We start from the raw sequence: 18,299 nt of genomic DNA, 5'->3' as shown, positions 1-18,299 counted from the left end.
GCTGCCCGGCCGGGTAGAACGGACGCATGAGTACGCACCGGCCGCCCACCCTCGCCCCCACCGGCCAGCCGTCCTGGCGACACCGCCGATTCGACAGGGATCACGCGCTGGGTCTACGACTCACTCTCGCCGCCACTGCGGCGTTCCTGGTGCTGGTGCCGTTCGCGCTGCTCACACTGCTGGTGCTCGGCGCCTGGGCACCGCTGCACCGGCTGGACACGGCGGTCACCGACGCGCTGCACGGCTACGCCCAGGATCACCCGGCCTGGGTCGTGCTGATGCGGGTCTGGACCGAGGTGTTCGCACCGATGCCACTGCGCGCCGTCGCCCTGCTCCTGGTGGTCTGGCTGCTGCGCCGGGGAGCCCGCCGGCTGGCCCTCTGGGCGGCCACCACCATGGTCGTCGGCGGGTTGGTCGGTCCGCTGCTCAAGTTGCTGGTCGGCCGGGACCGGCCGGAGTTGCTGGACCCGGTGGCCCGGGCCGCCGGCTACTCGTTCCCCTCCGGGCACGCGCTGAACGCCACCCTGGCCGCCGGGGTGCTGCTGCTGGTGCTCCTGCCGTACGCCGGGCGCGGGGCGGCGCGGGCCGCGCTCTGGGTGGCGGCGGTCCTGCTCACAGTGGTGACCGGGCTGAGCAGGGTGACGCTGGGCGTGCACTTCACGAGCGACGTGGTGGGTGGATGGTTGCTGGGTGTGGCAGTGGTCGCGGCCACCACCGCCGCGTTCACCAGTTGGCGGGCACACACCGGTCTGCGGCCGGTCCGGCCGACCCGCGACGGCGTCGCGCCCGAGGTCGAGCGGCACCCGGGAGCGGCCTGAGGAGTGACGGAGAGGTCGGCCGGGTACTGGCCGACCCATGTCCGAGACCGTGGTCCAGATCGTCCGGCGGGTGCTGCTGCCGGTGTCCCTCCTGCTCGGGCTCATGGTGCTGCTCGGGGTGCTGGTCACCCGGGTGTTCGCCAGTACCTGGCCGTTCACCGTGGAGGACGCGGTGAACCGCGAGTTGGCCGCCGACCGCACCGGCGACTGGAACAACGTCTCGCTGGTGTTCAGCACGCTGGCCAGCACCCAGATGATCGTCGTGGTCACCGTGCTGGTGGCGTTGACGCTGCGGCTCTGGCTGAAGCGCTGGCGCGAGCCGCTGTTCCTGTGCGCGGCGGTGACCGCCCAGGCACTGGTGTTCCTGCTGACCACGCTGGCGATCGACCGACAGCGACCGGCGGTGGAGCACATGGACGTGTCGCCACCCACGTCGAGCTTTCCGTCCGGGCACACCTCGGCGTCGGTGGCGCTCTACGTCGGCATCGCCGTGCTGCTGGCGCTACGGGCGCGAAGCACCGGAGCGAAGGTCACCTGGTGGACACTGCTGCTGATGGTGCCGCTGGGCGTGGCGCTGACCCGGATGTACCGGGGGATGCACCACCCGAGCGACGTGGTGGCGTCCTTCCTCAACGGCGGCACGTGCGTCGCGATCATGGCCCGCGCGGTGCTGGACCGGGGCCTGCGGTGGGGGCGGGCGACGCTACCGACAGTCAGGCGTCGCGCCCTGCCGGCTCAGGGCTGAGCTGGCCCCGCAGCGACGCTCAGGTGCACTCACCGGTGGCGACCTGCCGGTTGCGTTCGGCACCGGCCAACGCCACCGGGCGGGCCTCGGCCGCCGTCACGGCGAAGCCGGTGTTCGGGTCGTCGGACGCCGCCGCGAAGATCACGCCGAGCACCAGGCCGTTGGCGGACAGCAGCGGGCCGCCCGAGTTGCCGCTGCGCACCAGCGCCCGGATCGTGTAGATCTCCCGGGTCACCTCGGTGGACGAGTAGATGTCCGGCCCCTTGATCCGGTCGACGTCCCGGACCCGCGCCGACTGCGCGTTGTACGGGCCGTCGAGCGGGAAGCCCAGCACGATGGCGTCGGAGCCGCTGCCCGCGTTGCCGGCGGCGAACCGCAGGGACGGCCCGGGCAGCCCGGGCACGAGCAGCACCGCGAGATCCCGGTTCGGGTCGTAGACCACCACCTTGCCGTCGTACCGCTCGCCGCCCAGCTCCACGGCTACCGAACGGGTGCCGGCCACCACGTGCGCGTTTGTCATCACCCGGTCGTCGGCGTACACGAAGCCGGACCCCTCGATCCGGCGCGAGCAGCTGGGCGCGGAGCCGAGCACCTTCACGACCGACTGCTGACCGCTGACCACGATCTGCGAGCCGGCCAGCGCCGGGTCCGGCGGGTCGACCTGGCGGGCCCGGGTGGGCGCGAGGTCACCGAAGACGTCCGGGAACCCGTCGGTGTCGACGGTGTCCTCCAGCGCCGTGGACAGCTCGTGGGCCTGCTCCGGCAGGACCTGGTTGACCACCGTGATCAACGCGCTGTTGCGGACCGAGGCGGCGAGCCAGGGCACCGAGGACGAGCCGAGCGGCACGGCGACCAGCCAGGCGAGCAGGAGCACCGCGAACAGCGAGACGAGCGCGCCACCGACGTCGTCGGCCCGTTTGCCCACGTCGCTGGTGATCGTCTTACGCAGGTGCGAGCCGAGCCAACCGGCGAGTGCCTGCCCGACCACCGCCAGCCCGAAGATGGCCACCAGCGAGATCAGCACACGGGTGCCGGCGTCCACGAACTGTCTGGCGAACAGCGGCCCGAGCTGGAGACCCAGCAGCAGACCCAGGAAGAAGCCGGACAACGACGTGACGCCGATGACGAAACCCTGGCGGTATCCGCTGATCGCGAACACGAGCATGAGCAGCAGCAGGACGAGATCCACGACGGACACGGGTCAAGCGTACGGGCAGTGTGCCCACCGGATGACCATCGCTTGCGGATGGTGACCGTGCGGTCAGCGCAGGGCGTTCTCGTCTGCCTCGTCGGTGCCTGCGGACGGGGCCGGTGTCGCCCCGGTCGGCGGAAGCTCCACCACCCGGCCGCGCGACCACGGACGAGCCCAGCCGCCCATCTCGAGCAGGGTGGCGAGCACCCCGGCGGTGAAGCCCCAGACGAGCATCCCGCGAGCCGAGAACGCCGGCCCGATCCAGCCGCTCGGGTGCCGGACGCGCAGTCGGTTGGCCGGATCGACCAGCTCGCTGACCGGCAGGCGGGCGACGTGCGCCACCTCGGCCGGCTCCCGTGGGTGCACCGGGTGCGGGTCGTGCCACCAGGCCAGCACCGGCGTGACCACGAAGTCGCTGACCGGGATCCACAGTTTCGGCAGCTCGGCCAGCACTGTCACGCTGCCCGGGTCGAGGCCCACCTCCTCGTTCGCCTCGCGCAGGGCGGTGGCGCGGACGTCGGCGTCCTCCGGGTCGGCCGCCCCCCCGGGAAAGGCGGGCTGGCCGGCGTGGTTGCGCAGGGTGGCGGCGCGTTGCAGGACCAGCACGTCGGGACCCGCGCCGGGCTGCTCGCCGAGCAGCACCAGCACGGCGCTCTCCCGACCGCCCTCGGCCGGCGTGGTCAGCCTGGTGAAGTCCTCGGCGCGGGCGGTGCCCAGCCGGGTCAGCAACGGCTCGATCCACTCGGGTGGCCGACGGGTCACGCCGGCACCGCCAGGCCGAGGTGCTGGCGGACCAGCTTGGCGAGCTTGGCGTCGTCGAGAGCACCGCTGGCGTCGACGTGCCGGAGCTGACCGTCGGCGTCGACGAAGAGGGTCAGCGGAATGGCGTTGCGCTTCAGCTCGCGCTGTAGCGCCTCGCCCTGATCCACCAGGATCGGGAACCGGACGCCGAAGTCCTCACCGATGGACTGGGCGCCGCCCCGGCTGTCCCGACTGTTGACACCGACCACCTGGAGCTGACCGGCGGCCCGCTCGCTGAGGCGTTGGAAGGCGGGCAGCTCCTTACGGCACGGCGGGCACCAGGAAGCCCACACGTTGATCACCGCCGGCCCGGCCACCTCCCGCAGCACGACGGGGGCACCGCCGGTGAAGCAGGAGAGCGTCAGCTCGGGCAGCGCCGACCCGCCAGCGGCGCGGGCCGTCGTGCCGGAGGCCGTCGGCCCCGAGCCGGGCGACGCGGGAGTCGCCGTTGCGGGGGCCGCCGTGCCGGCGCCGGGCGGCGCGGCGGTGGGTGCCGTGCTCAGCGTTGTGCAGTCCCGGAACGGGGACGGTCGCTCAGCCGCGGCCGGACGGGGAGCTGGCTCGTCGTCGGTGGGGCCGCTGGTGCAACCGGTGACGACCAGCAGCAGCGGCAGGACGGCGAGGGCGAGTCGGCGGTTCACGGCACCTCCGCCGCGATCGCCTGCGCCGGCACCAACTCCGGGTCGACTCCGGCAGCCACCGCGAGGTCGCGCGCCCGAGGGCCCTTGAGCAGCTTGGCGGCGGCCGCCGGCTCGGTCGGGCCGGTACCGTACGAAGGGCAGAGCTTCGCGAGCGTGCAGGCGCCGCAGGCCGGCTTGCGGGCGTGGCAGACCCGTCGCCCGTGGAAGATGATCCGGTGCGAGAGCATGGTCCAATCGCGCTTGTCGTACAGCGCGCCGATCGCGTGCTCGATCTTGACCGGGTCGGTCTCGGTGGTCAGCCGCCACCGGTGGACCAGCCGCTGGAAGTGCGTGTCGACAGTGATTCCCGGGACGTCGAAGGCGTTGCCCAGGATCACGTTGGCGGTCTTGCGGCCGATGCCGGGGAGCGTCACCAGGTCGACGAGCCGGCCCGGGACCGCGCCGTCGTACCGGTCGAGGAGGGCCTGACCGAGCTTGAGCAGTGAGTCGGTCTTGTTGCGGTAGAAGCCGGTGGGCCGGATCAGCTCCTCCATCTCGCCCCGGTCGGCGCCGGCGTACGCGGCAGCGCTCGGGTAGCGGGCGAAGAGCTTCGGGGTGACCTCGTTGACCTTCTTGTCCGTGCACTGCGCGGACAGGATCGTGGCGACGGCCAGCTCCAGAGCGTTGGAGTGGTCCAGCTCACAATGCGCGTCGGGATGCGTCTCGGCCAGCACCCGGCCGATCTTGCGGGCACGGCGTTTGCGCCCGAGATCGGTCTCGCTGGCACCGGGAGGGCTACTGGTCACGACGGTCAGCCTACGTCGCACCCCGGACGCTCCTCGTCGGGTCAGCCAGCGGTCGGTGCCGAGATCTTTCCCTGCCCGTCGAGGCGAGCGCCGCCCTTCGGGAAGTCGGCGCGGCTCAACTCGGTGACCAGGCCCAGGCCCCGGTCGTCCGGGTCCATGGTCGGCTTCCCGGCGGAGTTCATGTACGTCGAGGTGAACGAGCCGCCGGCCCAACTGCCGTCCGGCTTGAGCGACACCTTCAGCACCCCGCCCCAGCCGAGGCGGCCGGCGTTGCTCAGCGAGTTGCCGCCGCCGGCGAAGTTGCCAAGGCTGTACGCGATCAGGCGCCCGTTGTAGAACTCCATCCCGCGCAGCACGTGCGGGCCGTGCCCGACGATCAGGTCGGCGCCGGCGTCGATCATGGCGTGCGAGAACTTCACCGGGTCGCCCCGGTTCTCGCCGAGGAACATCTCGGTGCCCGGCTTCACCCGGGTCTTGTCGGCGCCCTCGCCACCCATGTGCACCTGCACCACTACCAGGTCGGCCATGGTGGCGGCCTTGGCGACCACCGCCTTGGCCTTGTCGATGTCGACGAGGCTGTTGGACCAGACGTACGACGAGAAGCCGGCGACGGCGACCTTGACGCCCTTGACGTCGACCACCGTGATCTCGTTCGGTGCGCCGGTGTGCTCCAGGTCGTACTTCTTCAGGGCCTTCTGGGTGTTCTCGTAGCCCTTTGGCCCGTAGTCGTAGCCATGGTTGTTGGCCTGGTTGAGCACGTCGAAGCCGGCGTCGCGCAGGTGGGCGGCGTACTCCGGCGGGGCGCGGAACTGGAAGCAGCGGGTGGAGTTCGCCCCGCACTTGCCGGTGCCGGTGTCGACGGTCAGCGGCTCTTCCAGGTTGCCCATCACCAGGTCGGCCTTGAGCGCCTCGGTGACCGAGTTGAAGAAGCCCTTGCCGCCGGCGGCGGGCAGCCGGCTGGGCGCGTTGCCCATGATGATGTCGCCGGTGGCCGAGAGCGAGATCGCGCCACCCTGACCTGACGATGCGGGCGCGGTGGCCTTCGGGCCAGCCGTGGAGACCGGCGCGCCGGTGCCACCACCTCCAGCGCCGGGCTGCCAGACGGGTGCCTCACCACCGGAGTCGGCACAGCCGGCCACGAGGAGGGCAGCCAGCAGCGCGGCGAGGCCGAGGGCGAGGGCGAGGCGGCGGCGGCGCGGGCGGGACGCGAGGGGGGCGGGAGCATACATCGCCCGCGACCCTACCGGTCGTCAAACGCGCCGACGACAGCCGATCGGTTGGACTTTGCGCCGCTGAGCTGGTCGGACCACGGCACGACCGGCCGGGAACCCCCGGCGAGCACCGCCGCGTGCACCGCTCGGGCGAGCGGAGCGCCCCAGGTGGAGCGCGGCCCGCCGTACGCGGCCTCCGGCCCGTCCACCGGGCAGAGCACTGTGACCGCGTCGGTGGGCGTGCCGGTCCCCGGCACCCCCAGCTCGGCGATCGCCTGGGTCTTCGCCTCGGTCGCCGTGGCCACCGCGTTGACCAGCGCCGAGTCGGCGAGCCGGGCCGGCACGTACACCACGATGTTGACAGTGCCGACGCGTTCGGTGAGCGCGGCCGGCGCCGGAGCGGCAGCGGGCACCGGCGTGCCGAGCCCGACCGTCGCCCAGGCCCGCACCCCGGCGTCGGTTCGCCCCATCACCTCTGTCACATCGACGCCGGTCAGCAGACCGATCCCGGGCCCGTCGAGAGCAAGCTCGGCGGCGAGCGAGGCCAGGTGGGCCGCAGGGTCCTCCCGGTCGTACGACATCGGTACCGTCGCGTTCAACACCCACCGCCGGACCCCGATGCCACCGCCCAGCGGGGCACTGCTGACCGCCCGCAGAGGCACGTCCGCGCGCCAGACGAGCAGCGGGACGCGCCGCCCGTCCTCGGCGCGGCTGGTCAGAGTCGGCTCGCTCAGCACGTCGGGCAGGTTACGCCCACCGATCAAGATTCCAGGGGCGACCTCTGATTCATGCTCACGTGCGCCTAGACTTGGCGGCGCGCGAGGGGATCAGCGGACGGCGGCCCCGGCCGACGGACGGCACGCGCAACCGGAGGTGCGCAATGGACGAGGTACTGGCCCGCAGCGGGATCTTCCAGGGTGTTGACCCGGAAGCTGCCGAGGCGCTTGCCAAGGAGATGGAGACGATCGAGGTCCGCAAGGGCGAGATCGTTTTCAATGAGGGCGAGCCCGGTGACAGCCTCTACATCCTGCTGTCCGGGAAGATCAAGGTTGGTCGCCGCGCAGCGGACGGCCGGCAGAATCTCATCGCGGTGATGGGGCCGTCGGACATGGTCGGTGAGCTGTCGCTCTTCGACCCGGGTCCGCGCACGGCGACCGCCACCGCGGTGACCGACACCCGGCTGGTGCGGCTGCGTAAGCAGGCGCTGCGGCCGTGGCTCAACAACCGCCCGGAGATCGCCGAGCAGTTGCTCCGGGTGCTCGCCCGGCGGCTGCGCCGGACCAACGACTCGCTCGCCGACCTGATCTTCACGGATGTGCCGGGCCGGGTCGCCAAGAACCTGCTCCAGATGGCGGGCCGCTTCGGCACCCGCGACGGCGGCGTTCTGCGGGTGACCCACGACCTCACCCAGGAGGAGATCGCCCAGCTCGTCGGCGCCTCCCGGGAGACCGTCAACAAGGCGCTTGCCGACTTCGCCTCGCGTGGCTGGCTGCGGTTGGACGGCAAGAGCATCATCATCCTGGACCCGGAGCGCCTGGCCCGTCGCGCCCGCGTCTGAGCAGCACCCGACGTCCCCGCCCGCCGTCACCGACGGTAGGCGGGGACGTTTGCCGTCTGCCTGACGCAGAATCGCTGGCCTGGAGGCGGGGCCCCCGGTGAGGGTGGGGCGCATGGTGAACCGAGTAGCGGTGCTCTCCGACATCCATGGTGTCCTGCCGGCGCTGGAGGCCGTACTGGCCGAGCCGGACGTCGCCACCGCCGATCTGATCGTGCTCACCGGTGACATCGCCGCGGGCCCGCAACCGGTCGAGGTGCTGGACGTGCTCGCCGGCCTGGGCGACCGGGTGTGCTGGGTCGGCGGCAATGCCGACCGCGAGCTGGTCGAGGCCCGGTCCGGCCGCCCTGCGTCGATCGAGGTGTCGAACTGGGCCGCCGGGCAGTTGCGCGACGACCAGGTGGCCCGGCTCGCCGGGCTGCCGGCGACGGCGACGCTGGAGATCGACGGCCTCGGGCCGACGCTGTTCTGTCACGCCACGCCCCGCGACGACGAGGAGGTGGTGCTCGTCGACTCCCGGATGGCGCGCTGGGTGGAGGTGTTCGACGGTCTCCCCGCCGAGGTCTCCACGGTGGTCTGCGGCCACACACACATGCCGTTCACCCGGCTGGTCGACCGGCGTCTGGTGGTCAACCCGGGCAGCATCGGCATGCCGTACGGGGGCGCGGGCGCGTGGTGGGCGCTGCTCGGGCCAGGCGTCCAACTGCGCCGCACCGCCTTCGACGTGGACGCGGCCTGCGCCCGGGTGGCGGCCGAGTCGACCTTCCCCGACGCCGCCGCCTGGGCCGACGAGTACCTGCGCTCCCAGCACAGCGACGTCGACGCGCTGACCGCCTTCGGCCCCCGCGACGGCCGCTGAGCAGGCACTGAGCCGGGCGGCGGACGGACGGCGGACGGACGGCGGACGGACGGACGGCGGACGGACGGCGGACGGACGGACGGCGGACGGACGGACGGCGGACGGACGGACGGCGGAATGCCACTCTGGGAGCCTTTGGAGCTGAATCGTTTGCGGCATCAGCCGTAGGTGATCGGCAGGCCGATGCTCGAACGAGGTCGACGGGCACGGTCGGACGACGTCGACGGGCACGGTCGACGGGCGATTCGTTTGTGACATCAGCTCCATAGCGCGACGAGCCACCCATGCCGACCTCCCGCCCCGCCCCGCCTCACCCCACCGCGAGCCACCGGAGCGTCACCAGCTCAGAAAAAGTCAGTCTTGACTGTTTGTTTCGTAGGCAGCAGGCTGTCTCCGTGCCCACCTCATCGACGCGTGTCCCTCAGCAGGAACGCAGCCGCGCCACCCAGGCCCGGCTGCTGGAGGCGACAGTCGACTGCCTGATCGAGCACGGTTGGTCCGGCACCACGACCACAGTCGTCGCGGCGCGGGCCGGTGTTTCGCGCGGGGCACAGCTGCATCACTACCCGACGAAGGCGGCGCTGGTGACGGCCGCCGTGGCCCATCTGGCCGAGCGCCGGGCCGACGAGTTGCGTACCGAGGCCGAGGCGCTGCCGGCCGGCCCGCAGCGGTTGGACCGGGTTGTCGACCTGCTCGCCGTGGCCTTCACCGGGCCGCTGTTCGTAGCCGCGCTGGAGCTCTGGGTCGCCGCCCGCACCGATCGGGAGCTGCGTGACGCCCTGGTGCCGCTGGAGGCGACGGTCGGGCGGGAGATGCACCGGCTCACCGTCGCCCTGCTCGGTGTCGACGAGCGGAGACCCGGTGTCCGCGAAGCGGTGCAGGCCACGCTCGATCTGCTCCGTGGGCTCGGGGTGGCCAACCTGCTCAGCGACGACTCCGCCCGCCGGGCCGCCCTGTTGACCACCTGGAAGCGCCAGCTCGCCACCCTGCTCACGCCCTGACCGCCGGCCGCACCGGCCACCACCGACCGGAGGCACCATGGTCGACCTCAGCGACCTGCTCACGGACCTGGCCGACGAGTCCGCCCAGCTGGACGCCCTGGTGGCGCCCCTGCCCGTGGCCGACTGGGCGAGGCCGACCCCCGCGCCGGGCTGGAGCATTGGGCATCAGATCGCCCACCTCGCCTGGACCGACCACGTCGCGCTGTTGGCCGCGACCGATCCCGAGGCGTTCTACGCGACGGTCACCGCCGCTCCGGACGTGACCCGACTCGTCGACGTCGGCGCCGAGGAGTTCCTCGCCCCGCCAGCCGAGCTGCTGACCCATTGGCGGGCCGGGCGAACCGCGCTCGTCGACGCACTGGCTGCCGTTCCGGCCGGTGGCAGACTGCCGTGGTACGGCACCCGGATGTCGGCCACCTCGATGGCCACCGCCCGGATCATGGAGACCTGGGCGCACGGCGCGGACGTGGCCGACGCCCTCGGCGTGATCCGCCCCGACAGCGACCGACTCCGGCACGTGGCGCACCTGGGCGTGCGTACCCTCGGACACGGCTTCGCCGCGCACGGCCGGGAGGCACCGACGGCGCCGGTCCGGGTCGAGCTGGTCGGGCCCGGCGGGGAGGCCTGGAGCTGGGGTCCGACGGACGCCGCCGACCGGGTCGCCGGCCCGGCTCGGGACTTCTGCCTGCTGGTCACCCAGCGCCGACACCGCGCGGACCTCGCTCTGGTCGCCACCGGGGCGGTCGCCGACGAGTGGCTCGACGTGGCGCAGGCCTTCGCCGGGCCGCCGGGTGATGGCCGGCAGCCGGCCGGCGGGATCGGGGTACGGGCATGATCCGCATCGGCAACGCCTCCGGCTTCTACGGCGACCGCTTCACCGCCTGGCGGGAGATGCTCGACGGTGGTGAGCTGGACGTGCTTACCGGCGACTACCTCGCTGAGTTGACCATGCTGATCCTTGCCCGGGACCGCCTGCGCGACCCCGACCTGGGCTACGCGAAGACGTTCCTGCGGCAACTGGAGACCTGCCTCGGCACCGCCCTCGACCGGGGGGTGCGGATCGTGACGAACGCCGGCGGGCTGAACCCGGCCGGCCTGGCCGCCGCCATCGAGAAGCTCGCCGACCGGCTCGGCCTGCCGACACGGGTCGGGTACGTCGAGGGCGACACCATCCAGCGACCGGACGCGTTGAGCGCCAACGCCTACCTCGGCGCGTTCGGGATCGCCGCCTGCCTCGACGCTGGCGCGGACGTGGTGGTCACCGGCCGGGTCACCGACGCGTCGCTGGTGGTCGGCCCGGCCATCGCCCGGTACGGGTGGGGCCGCGACGACCTCGACGAGCTGGCCGGGGCCACCGTCGCGGGGCACCTCGTCGAGTGCGGCGCGCAGGTCACCGGCGGTAACTTCAGCTTCTTCACCGAGCTGCCCGACGGCGGCCACCGGCCCGGGTTCCCGATCGTCGAGGTGCACAGCGACGGCTCCTCGGTGGTCACCAAGCATCCGGGCACCGGCGGCGCGGTCACAGTGGAGACGGTCACCGCCCAACTGCTCTACGAGATCGGTGGGCTTGCGTACCTTGGGCCGGACGTGGTCACCCGACTGGACACTGTGACGCTGCACCCCGACGGGGCGGACCGAGTCCGGATCTTCGGCGTACGGGGCACACCGCCGCCGGCCACGCTGAAGGTGGGCGTCAACAACCTCGGCGGCTTCCGCAACTCGATGACGTTCGTCCTCTGCGGGCTGAACGTCGAGGCGAAGGCGGCACTGGTCCGGGGGCAGGTCGAGGAGGCGGTGGGCAAGGACGGGCTGGAGTTCACGCTGGCCCGGACCGACCATCCGGACGCCGTCGACACCGAGGCGGCCAGCGCCCTGCTTCACGTACACCTGCGCGACGGCGACAAGGCGCGGGTCGGGCGGGCGTTCTCGGCCGCCGCTGTGGAGTTGGCCCTGGCCTCGTACCCCGGCTGCACGCTGACCACACTGCCCGGTGACGCGACACCGTACGGCGTCTTCACCGCCGACGCGGTGCCGCAGGACGCGGTGGCGCACGTCGCGGTGCTACCCGGTGGCGAGCGGGTGCCGATCGCCCCGCCGATCCGCACCGCCCCCACCTCGCCGGACGACTCAGCCCCGGGTGGCGACTCGGCGGTCGACGGCCCGACCCGACGCGGGGCGCTCGGCGAGGTGGTCGGCGCACGATCCGGGGACAAGGCCGGGGACGCCAACCTCGGCGTCTGGGCGCGTTCCGATGCCGGGTACGCGTGGCTGCGGACCTGGTTGACAGTCGAACGGCTGGCTGAGCTGGTGCCGGAGACCGCCCCGCTGTCGGTGCGGCGCTACGAGTTGTCGAACCTGCGCGCTGTCAACTTCGTGATCGAGGGTCTGCTCGGCGCCGGGGTGGCCGCGTCCACCCGGTTCGACCCACAGGCCAAGGCACTCGGCGAGTTGCTGCGCGCCCGCATCGTCGACCTGCCAGCCGACCTACCGACCGGGGCATCCCGATGAGCATCGTGGACACCCCGGAGCGCCGGCAACTACGCGAGCTGACCCGGGCGTTCGTGACCCGGGAGGTGTTGCCGCACCTGGACGACTGGGAGCGGGCCGGCGAGGTGCCCCGGGCGCTGCACGCGACCGCCGCGAAGCTCGGACTGCTCGGCATCGGCTTCCCGGAGTCGGTAGGTGGCAGCGGCGGTGACCTGCTCGACTCGATCATCGTGACCGAGGAGCTGATCCGCTCCGGTGGCTCGTCCGGGCTGGTGGCGGCCCTGTTCACGCACGGAATCGCGTTGCCGCACATGGTCGCGGCGGCCGGTGCCCGCACCGGCGGCTCGCTGGGCGGTCGGCTCGGTGGCGTCTCGGCCCCGGCCGACGACAGCCTGATCGAACGGTACGTGCGACCCACGCTGTCCGGCACGATGATCGGCGCGCTGGCCATCACCGAGCCGGACGGCGGTTCGGACGTGGCTGGCATCCGCACGACCGCACGCCGCGATGGCGACCACTACGTGGTGAACGGGTCGAAGACGTACATCACCAGCGGGCACCGGGCCGACTTCGTGACCACTGCGGTGTGTACCGACTTCCCCGGCAGCGGTGAACTCACACTGCTGGTCATCGACAAGGGGTCGCCCGGGTTCACTGTGGGACGCCGGTTGGAGAAGCTGGGCTGGCACTGCTCGGACACCGCCGAGCTGTCCTTCGCTGACGTGCGGGTGCCGGTCGCCAACCGGATCGGCGCGGAGAACACCGGCTTCCTGGCGATCATGCAGCACTTCGCGGCGGAACGGCTGTCGCTGGCGACCCAGGCGTACGCGACGGCGCAGCGCTGCGTCGAGTTGGCGGTGCGCTGGTGCCGGGACCGGGAGACCTTCGGGCGTCCGCTGGCCAGCCGGCAGCTCATCCGGCACCGGTTGGCCGAGATGCACACCCGGGCCGAGGCCGCCCGGTCGTACGTGCACCAGGTCGCGGGTCGGGTGGCCGCCGGCGAGCCGGTGGTGACCGAGGTGGCGATGGCGAAAAACGTGGCGGTGGCCGCCTGCGACCACGTCGTCGACCAGGCGTTGCAGCTGCACGGCGGGTTCGGCTACCTGCGCGACGCCGAGGTGGAGCGGCACTACCGCGACGCACGGATCCTCGGCATCGGCGGCGGTACCACCGAGATCATGAACGAGATCATCGCGAAAGGCATGGGCCTGTGAGCGCGAGGAGTGAGCCGGGTCTGCGAGCCCCGCAGTCGCGAACGAAGGAGGCACGGTGACCACACTGGACAGCGCAGTCGACCCGTCCGCGCCCTCGTACCTGGCGAACCGAGCGGCGTTGCTGGAGCGGTTGACCGAGTTGGACGCCGCGCTGGACCAGGCGCGGGCGGGTGGTGGCGAGAAGTACGTGACCCGGCACCACGCGCGCGGCAAGCTGCTCCCCCGGGAGCGGATCGAGCTGCTGGTGGACGCCGACAGCCCGTTCCTGGAGTTGTCGCCGGTCGCCGCGTACGGCTCGGACTTCCCGGTCGGGGCCAGCGTGGTCACCGGCATCGGGGTGGTCGAGGGCGTGGAGTGCCTGATCGTCGCCAACGACCCGACGGTACGCGGCGGCGCCGTCAACCCGTGGTCGCTCGCCAAGACCCGGCGGGCGGGTGAGATCGCCCTGGCCAACCGGCTGCCCATGGTCAACCTGGTGGAGTCGGCCGGGGCGGACCTGCCCACCCAGGCGGAGATCTTCATTCCCGGTGGTCGGGTGTTCCGTGACCTCACCCGGCTCTCGGCGGCCGGCATCCCCACTGTCAGCGTGGTCTTCGGCAACGCCACGGCCGGCGGCGCGTACGTGCCGGGGATGTCCGACCACGTGATCATGATTCGGGACCGGTCACAGGTCTACCTGGCCGGTCCGCCGCTGGTGAAGATGGCGACCGGCGAGGTCACCGACGACGAGTCGCTGGGTGGCGCGGCGATGCACGCCGGCACGTCCGGGCTCGCCGACTACCTGGCCGCCGACGAGCGGGACGGCATCCGGCTGGCCCGGCAGTGCGTCCGCCGACTGAATTGGCGCAAGCAGGGCCCGTCGCCGCGGACGGCGGTGCCGCAGCCACCGAAGTACGACCCGGAGGAGCTGCTCGGCATCACCAGCGCCGACCTGAAGGTGCCGTTCGACCCCCGGGAGGTGCTGGCCCGGATCCTGGACGGCAGCGACTTCGACGAGTTCAAGCCGGCGTACGGGGACGCGCTGGTCACCGGTTGGGGCGAGTTGCACGGGTATCCGGTGGGGGTGCTGGCGAACGCCCGAGGGGTGCTGTTCAGCGCGGAGGCGCAGAAGGCGGCCCAGTTCATCCAGTTGGCCAACGCCTCGGACACCCCGTTGATCTTCTTGCAGAACACCACCGGTTACATGGTGGGCACCGAGTACGAGCAGCGCGGCATCATCAAGCACGGCGCCCTGATGATCAACGCGGTGTCCAACTCGACGGTGCCGCACCTGACGGTGAACCTGGGTGCCTCCTACGGCGCCGGCAACTACGGCATGTGCGGCCGGGCGTACGAGCCGAGGTTCCTGTTCACCTGGCCGAACGCGAAGTCGGCGGTGATGGGCCCGGCGCAGCTCGCCGGGGTGCTGTCGATCGTGGCCCGGCAGGCGGCTGCCGCACGGGGGCGCGACTACGACGAGGATTCCGACGCGGCGATGCGTTTGATGGTCGAGCAGCAGATCGAGTCGCAGTCCGGCGCGCTCTTCCTCTCCGGCCGGCTCTACGACGACGGGGTGATCGACCCCCGGGACACTCGGACCGTCCTCGGGCTCTGCCTCTCGGCGATCCACAGCGGACCGGTGAAGGGCGCCGACGGTTTCGGCGTCTTCCGGATGTAGACCGTGAGCGCGAGGAACGCAGCGAAGCGGAGTCCCGCAGTCGCGAACACAAGGCAGGCACCGTGAGCGCGAGGAACGCAGCGAAGCGGAGTCCCGCAGTCGCGAACGAAAGGCAGGCTCAGGGCACCATGATCAACAGACTGCTCGTGGCCAACCGGGGCGAGATCGCCCGTCGGGTCTTCGCCACCTGCCGCGCAGTGGGCGTGCAGACCGTCGCCGTGCACTCGGACGCCGACGCCGACGCGCCGTTCGTGGCCGAGGCCGACCAGGCCGTACGCCTGCCGGGGAGTTCACCGGCCGAGACATACCTGCGGGTCGACCTGATCCTGGACGCGGCCCGCCGCAGCGGCGCGGACGCCGTCCACCCCGGCTACGGGTTCCTCGCCGAGAACGCCGAGTTCGCGGCGGCGGTGACCGACGCGGGACTGACCTGGGTCGGCCCGCCGCCCAAGGTGATCGCCGCGATGGGCGACAAGCTCGCGGCGAAGGCACTGCTCGCCGAGGCGGGCGTGCCGATGCTGCCGAGCTGGACCGACACCGACGAGATCACTGACTTTCCGGTGCTGGTGAAGGCGTCCGCTGGCGGCGGTGGCCGGGGCATGCGGATCGTCCGGACCGCCGACGAACTGGCCGAGGCGGTCGCCTCCGCGCGCCGCGAGGCGGCTGCCGCGTTCGGCGACGGCACCGTGTTCATCGAGCGGTACGTCGAGCGCGGCCGGCACGTCGAGGTGCAGATCTTCGGTGACGCCCACGGCCGAGTGGTGGCCTTCGGTGACCGGGAGTGCTCGATCCAGCGGCGCCACCAAAAGATCGTCGAGGAGGCGCCGGCGGTCGTGTCCGAGCGGGTGCGGACGGCGTTGCACGAGGCGGCGGTGGCCGCCGGGCGCGCTGTCGACTACCTGGGCGCGGGGACTGTGGAGTTTCTGCTCGCCCCGGGCGGTGAGTTCTTCTTCCTGGAGATGAACACCCGACTTCAGGTGGAGCATCCGGTTACCGAGTTGTGCACCGGGCTGGACCTGGTGGGCCTACAACTGCTCGTCGCCGAGGGCGAGCCGCTGCCGGCGACCCTGCCGGAGAGCACCGGACACGCGATCGAGGTACGCCTCTGCGCCGAGGACGCGGCGGCGGGTTGGCGGCCGGCCACCGGGACCCTGTACCGGTTCAGCGTCGGCGCGGTGGCGGCCGAGTTCGGTGGGCTGGCCGGGCCGGGTCTGCGGCTCGACTCGGGTGTGGTGGCCGGTTCGGTGGTCGGGGTGCACTACGACTCGATGCTCGCGAAGGTGATCGCCTGGGGTCGTACCCGCGCGGAGGCGACCCGGCTGCTGGCCGGCGCTCTGGCCCGGTCCGAGTTGCATGGGGTGACCACCAACCGGGACCTGCTGGTCCGGGTGCTGCGCAGCCCCGCGTTCGCCGCCGTGGAGATCGACACGGGTTTCCTGGACCAGCACCCGGAGGTCTTCGCCCCGCTCCTCCCCGCCAACCAGGTCCCACTCACCGCCCTCGCCGCCGCGCTGGCGGGCGCCGCGCACCGCCGGGCGACCGCGCCGGTGCTGGGCGGGCTCCCCTCCGGTTGGCGCAACGTGCCCGCAGTCCCGCAGGTCAGCCGCTTCGTCGGGCCGGACGGCGACGAGATCGAGATCCGCTACCGGTTGGACCGGGCCGGCCGGCTCGCCGACTGGTCCAGCACCTCTGCGGCCGAGGAGTCCGCCGAGCGGCCGACGGCACCTGCCGTGGCGCTGGTCGAGGTCACCCCGGACCGGGTGGTGCTCGACGTCGACGGAGTTCGGCGCGCGTACCGCGTACACCGGGTGGGGTCCGCTGTCTTCGTGGACGGCCCGGACGGGGCGGCGAGCCTGGCCGAGCTGCCGCGTCTCCCGCTGCCCACCGCGGCGGTGGCGGCCGGGTCGCTACTCGCGCCACTGCCCGGCGTGGTGACCCGGGTGCACGTCCAGGTAGGCCAGCGGGTCACGGCCGGCGATCTGCTGCTCACGCTGGAAGCGATGAAGCTGGAACATCCCGTGCTCGCCCCGATCGATGGCGTGGTCGCCGAGCTGCCGGTGCCGACCGGCGGTCAGGTGCAGACGGGCGCCGTGTTGGCCGTTGTCGACGAAAAGGACCCCCGATGACCTTCGATCTCACCCCCGAGCAGGATCAGCTGCGCGACGCCGTGCGGGCGTTGGGCCGCCGGTACGGCCACTCCTACTTCGTCGAGAAGGCGAGGGCCGGCGAACACACCACCGAACTGTGGGCGGAGGCCGGGCGGCTCGGCTACCTGGGGGTCAACATCCCCACCGAGTACGGCGGCGGAGGCGGCGGCATCACCGAGCTGGCCATCGTCTGCGAGGAGTTGGCGGCGGCGGGTTGCCCGTTGCTGCTGCTGGTGGTCTCCCCCGCCATCGCGGCGACGGTGCTCAGTCGGCACGGCACCGAGGAACAGCGCAAGCGGCACCTGCCGGGCCTCGCCGACGGCTCCCAGAAGATCGTCTTCGCGATCACCGAGCCGGAGGCCGGTTCCAACTTCCACAGGCTCGGCACCGTGGCTCGCCGCGACGGCGACGGCTGGCTGCTCAACGGCCGCAAGTGCTACATCTCCGGCGTCGACGAGGCCGGTCACGTGCTGGTGGTGGCCCGCACCGAGGATTCCTCCACCGGCAAGCTGAAGCCGGCACTGTTCCTGGTTCCGACCGACGCGGCCGGGCTGACCAGGTCCAAGCTGGACATGGAGATCGTGTCCCCGGAGAACCAGTTCCTGCTCTACCTGGACGACGTGCGGGTGCCCGCCGACGCGCTGCTCGGTGAGTCGCTGGACGCCGGGCTGCCGGCGCTCTTCGCCGGGCTCAACCCGGAGCGGATCACGGTGGCCGCGATGGGTGCCGGCACCGGCCGGTACGCCATCGAGCGGGCCAGCGAGTACACGGCCACCCGCAAGGTCTGGGGTGGTCGGAGCATCGGCTCACACCAGGGGGTGTCGCATCCGCTGGCCCACGCGGCGGTGCAGGTGGAGCTGGCCCGCCTCATGATTCAGAAGGCGGCCACCCTGTACGACGCCGGCCGCGACCTGGAGGCCGGAGTGGCCGGCAACATGGCCAAGTACGCGTCCGGGGAGGCCGCCGCGCTCGCCGTGGACACCGCAGTGCAGGTGCTCGGCGGGGCCGGCATGACCACCGAGTACGGGGTGGCGACCCTGCTCGGCGCGGTCCGGGCCGGCCGGATCGCCCCGGTCAGCCGCGAGATGATCCTCAACTTCGTTGCCCAACACGTCCTCGGCCAGGACAAGTCGTACTGACGCCCGCCCCGCCTGCCTGCCTGCCTGCCTGCCTGCCTGCCTGCCTG

The 18,299-nt window shown here is 72.2% G+C and carries 17 protein-coding genes; 11 read left to right on the top strand and 6 right to left on the bottom strand.

Annotated features, from left to right (window positions below):
* The first annotated feature begins 26 nt into the window (after nucleotides 1–26).
* Complete coding sequence (locus tag AB0C19_RS12150) at nucleotides 27–818, top strand: phosphatase PAP2 family protein (protein ID WP_357183360.1); 792 nt, start codon at nucleotides 27–29, stop codon at nucleotides 816–818.
* A 37-nt stretch (nucleotides 819–855) separates the two neighbouring features.
* The gene (locus AB0C19_RS12145) at nucleotides 856–1,563 is read left to right on the top strand and encodes a phosphatase PAP2 family protein (RefSeq protein ID WP_357183357.1); all 708 of its coding nucleotides are present in this window, start codon (nucleotides 856–858) and stop codon (nucleotides 1,561–1,563) included.
* 19 nt (nucleotides 1,564–1,582) lie between these two features.
* Here AB0C19_RS12145 and AB0C19_RS12140 read toward each other — a convergent pair whose 3' ends face one another.
* The 6 genes from AB0C19_RS12140 to AB0C19_RS12115 form a co-directional block, all read right to left on the bottom strand.
* Nucleotides 1,583–2,761, bottom strand: coding sequence for a MarP family serine protease (locus tag AB0C19_RS12140; RefSeq protein ID WP_357183354.1), 1,179 nt, complete (start codon nucleotides 2,759–2,761; stop codon nucleotides 1,583–1,585).
* Nucleotides 2,762–2,824: 63 nt separating this feature from the next.
* Nucleotides 2,825–3,517 (bottom strand): CoA pyrophosphatase, encoded by a 693-nt coding sequence (locus AB0C19_RS12135; protein WP_357183352.1) that lies wholly within the window; start codon nucleotides 3,515–3,517, stop codon nucleotides 2,825–2,827.
* On the bottom strand, nucleotides 3,514–4,197 hold the full coding sequence (locus AB0C19_RS12130) for a TlpA disulfide reductase family protein (protein WP_357183349.1): 684 nt from the start codon (nucleotides 4,195–4,197) through the stop codon (nucleotides 3,514–3,516). Before AB0C19_RS12130 ends, AB0C19_RS12135 begins: the two co-directional genes overlap by 4 nt.
* Nucleotides 4,194–4,982, bottom strand: a complete 789-nt coding sequence (nth, locus tag AB0C19_RS12125; protein ID WP_357183346.1) for an endonuclease III — start codon at nucleotides 4,980–4,982, stop codon at nucleotides 4,194–4,196. Before nth ends, AB0C19_RS12130 begins: the two co-directional genes overlap by 4 nt.
* Before the next feature lie 41 nt (nucleotides 4,983–5,023).
* Nucleotides 5,024–6,211 (bottom strand): CapA family protein, encoded by a 1,188-nt coding sequence (locus AB0C19_RS12120; protein ID WP_357183343.1) that lies wholly within the window; start codon nucleotides 6,209–6,211, stop codon nucleotides 5,024–5,026.
* An 11-nt stretch (nucleotides 6,212–6,222) separates the two neighbouring features.
* Nucleotides 6,223–6,930 (bottom strand): adenosylcobinamide amidohydrolase, encoded by a 708-nt coding sequence (locus tag AB0C19_RS12115; RefSeq protein WP_357183340.1) that lies wholly within the window; start codon nucleotides 6,928–6,930, stop codon nucleotides 6,223–6,225.
* Between the two features lie 143 nt (nucleotides 6,931–7,073).
* Here AB0C19_RS12115 and AB0C19_RS12110 point away from each other — a divergent pair, with 143 nt between their 5' ends.
* The 9 genes from AB0C19_RS12110 to AB0C19_RS12070 all read left to right on the top strand — a co-directional run bounded on the left by AB0C19_RS12110 (nucleotide 7,074) and on the right by AB0C19_RS12070 (nucleotide 18,252).
* On the top strand, nucleotides 7,074–7,751 hold the full coding sequence (locus AB0C19_RS12110; RefSeq protein WP_007466162.1) for a Crp/Fnr family transcriptional regulator: 678 nt from the start codon (nucleotides 7,074–7,076) through the stop codon (nucleotides 7,749–7,751).
* Between the two features lie 112 nt (nucleotides 7,752–7,863).
* Nucleotides 7,864–8,607, top strand: a complete 744-nt coding sequence (locus AB0C19_RS12105) for a metallophosphoesterase family protein (RefSeq protein WP_238687058.1) — start codon at nucleotides 7,864–7,866, stop codon at nucleotides 8,605–8,607.
* Between the two features lie 395 nt (nucleotides 8,608–9,002).
* The gene (locus AB0C19_RS12100) at nucleotides 9,003–9,608 is read left to right on the top strand and encodes a TetR/AcrR family transcriptional regulator (protein WP_210780790.1); all 606 of its coding nucleotides are present in this window, start codon (nucleotides 9,003–9,005) and stop codon (nucleotides 9,606–9,608) included.
* Nucleotides 9,609–9,645: 37 nt separating this feature from the next.
* On the top strand, nucleotides 9,646–10,443 hold the full coding sequence (locus tag AB0C19_RS12095; protein WP_357183336.1) for a TIGR03084 family metal-binding protein: 798 nt from the start codon (nucleotides 9,646–9,648) through the stop codon (nucleotides 10,441–10,443).
* Entirely contained in the window at nucleotides 10,440–12,116 is a 1,677-nt protein-coding gene (locus AB0C19_RS12090) for an acyclic terpene utilization AtuA family protein (protein WP_357183333.1), read from the top strand. Before AB0C19_RS12095 ends, AB0C19_RS12090 begins: the two co-directional genes overlap by 4 nt.
* Nucleotides 12,113–13,309 carry an acyl-CoA dehydrogenase family protein gene (locus tag AB0C19_RS12085; RefSeq protein ID WP_357183331.1) on the top strand — a complete coding sequence of 399 codons (1,197 nt, stop codon included), beginning with the start codon at nucleotides 12,113–12,115 and terminating at the stop codon, nucleotides 13,307–13,309. The genes AB0C19_RS12090 and AB0C19_RS12085 overlap by 4 nt, the downstream gene beginning before the upstream one ends.
* A 55-nt stretch (nucleotides 13,310–13,364) precedes the next feature.
* On the top strand, nucleotides 13,365–14,966 hold the full coding sequence (locus AB0C19_RS12080; protein WP_357183328.1) for a carboxyl transferase domain-containing protein: 1,602 nt from the start codon (nucleotides 13,365–13,367) through the stop codon (nucleotides 14,964–14,966).
* 128 nt (nucleotides 14,967–15,094) lie between these two features.
* On the top strand, nucleotides 15,095–17,092 hold the full coding sequence (locus AB0C19_RS12075; protein ID WP_357183325.1) for a biotin carboxylase N-terminal domain-containing protein: 1,998 nt from the start codon (nucleotides 15,095–15,097) through the stop codon (nucleotides 17,090–17,092).
* On the top strand, nucleotides 17,089–18,252 hold the full coding sequence (locus AB0C19_RS12070; protein WP_357183323.1) for an acyl-CoA dehydrogenase: 1,164 nt from the start codon (nucleotides 17,089–17,091) through the stop codon (nucleotides 18,250–18,252). Before AB0C19_RS12075 ends, AB0C19_RS12070 begins: the two co-directional genes overlap by 4 nt.
* Nucleotides 18,253–18,299 lie beyond the last annotated feature (47 nt).

It is taken from the genome of Micromonospora sp. NPDC048842 (genome assembly GCF_040649935.1).
Classification (GTDB): Bacteria; Actinomycetota; Actinomycetes; order Mycobacteriales; family Micromonosporaceae; genus Micromonospora; species Micromonospora hortensis.
This window is presented reverse-complemented; position numbering and strand designations above follow the sequence as displayed.

What these genes read in the sequence shown, in the direction of transcription:
- AB0C19_RS12095 (WP_357183336.1), top strand. Translation starts at nt 9,646, where the DNA reads ATGGTCGACCTCAGCGACCTGCTCACGGACCTGGCCGACGAGTCCGCC.
- AB0C19_RS12105 (WP_238687058.1), top strand. Translation starts at nt 7,864, where the DNA reads ATGGTGAACCGAGTAGCGGTGCTCTCCGACATCCATGGTGTCCTGCCG.
- AB0C19_RS12075 (WP_357183325.1), top strand. Translation starts at nt 15,095, where the DNA reads ATGATCAACAGACTGCTCGTGGCCAACCGGGGCGAGATCGCCCGTCGG.
- AB0C19_RS12070 (WP_357183323.1), top strand. Translation starts at nt 17,089, where the DNA reads ATGACCTTCGATCTCACCCCCGAGCAGGATCAGCTGCGCGACGCCGTG.
- AB0C19_RS12150 (WP_357183360.1), top strand. Translation starts at nt 27, where the DNA reads ATGAGTACGCACCGGCCGCCCACCCTCGCCCCCACCGGCCAGCCGTCC.
- AB0C19_RS12110 (WP_007466162.1), top strand. Translation starts at nt 7,074, where the DNA reads ATGGACGAGGTACTGGCCCGCAGCGGGATCTTCCAGGGTGTTGACCCG.
- AB0C19_RS12145 (WP_357183357.1), top strand. Translation starts at nt 856, where the DNA reads ATGTCCGAGACCGTGGTCCAGATCGTCCGGCGGGTGCTGCTGCCGGTG.
- AB0C19_RS12090 (WP_357183333.1), top strand. Translation starts at nt 10,440, where the DNA reads ATGATCCGCATCGGCAACGCCTCCGGCTTCTACGGCGACCGCTTCACC.
- AB0C19_RS12120 (WP_357183343.1), bottom strand. Translation starts at nt 6,211, where the DNA reads ATGTATGCTCCCGCCCCCCTCGCGTCCCGCCCGCGCCGCCGCCGCCTC.
- AB0C19_RS12085 (WP_357183331.1), top strand. Translation starts at nt 12,113, where the DNA reads ATGAGCATCGTGGACACCCCGGAGCGCCGGCAACTACGCGAGCTGACC.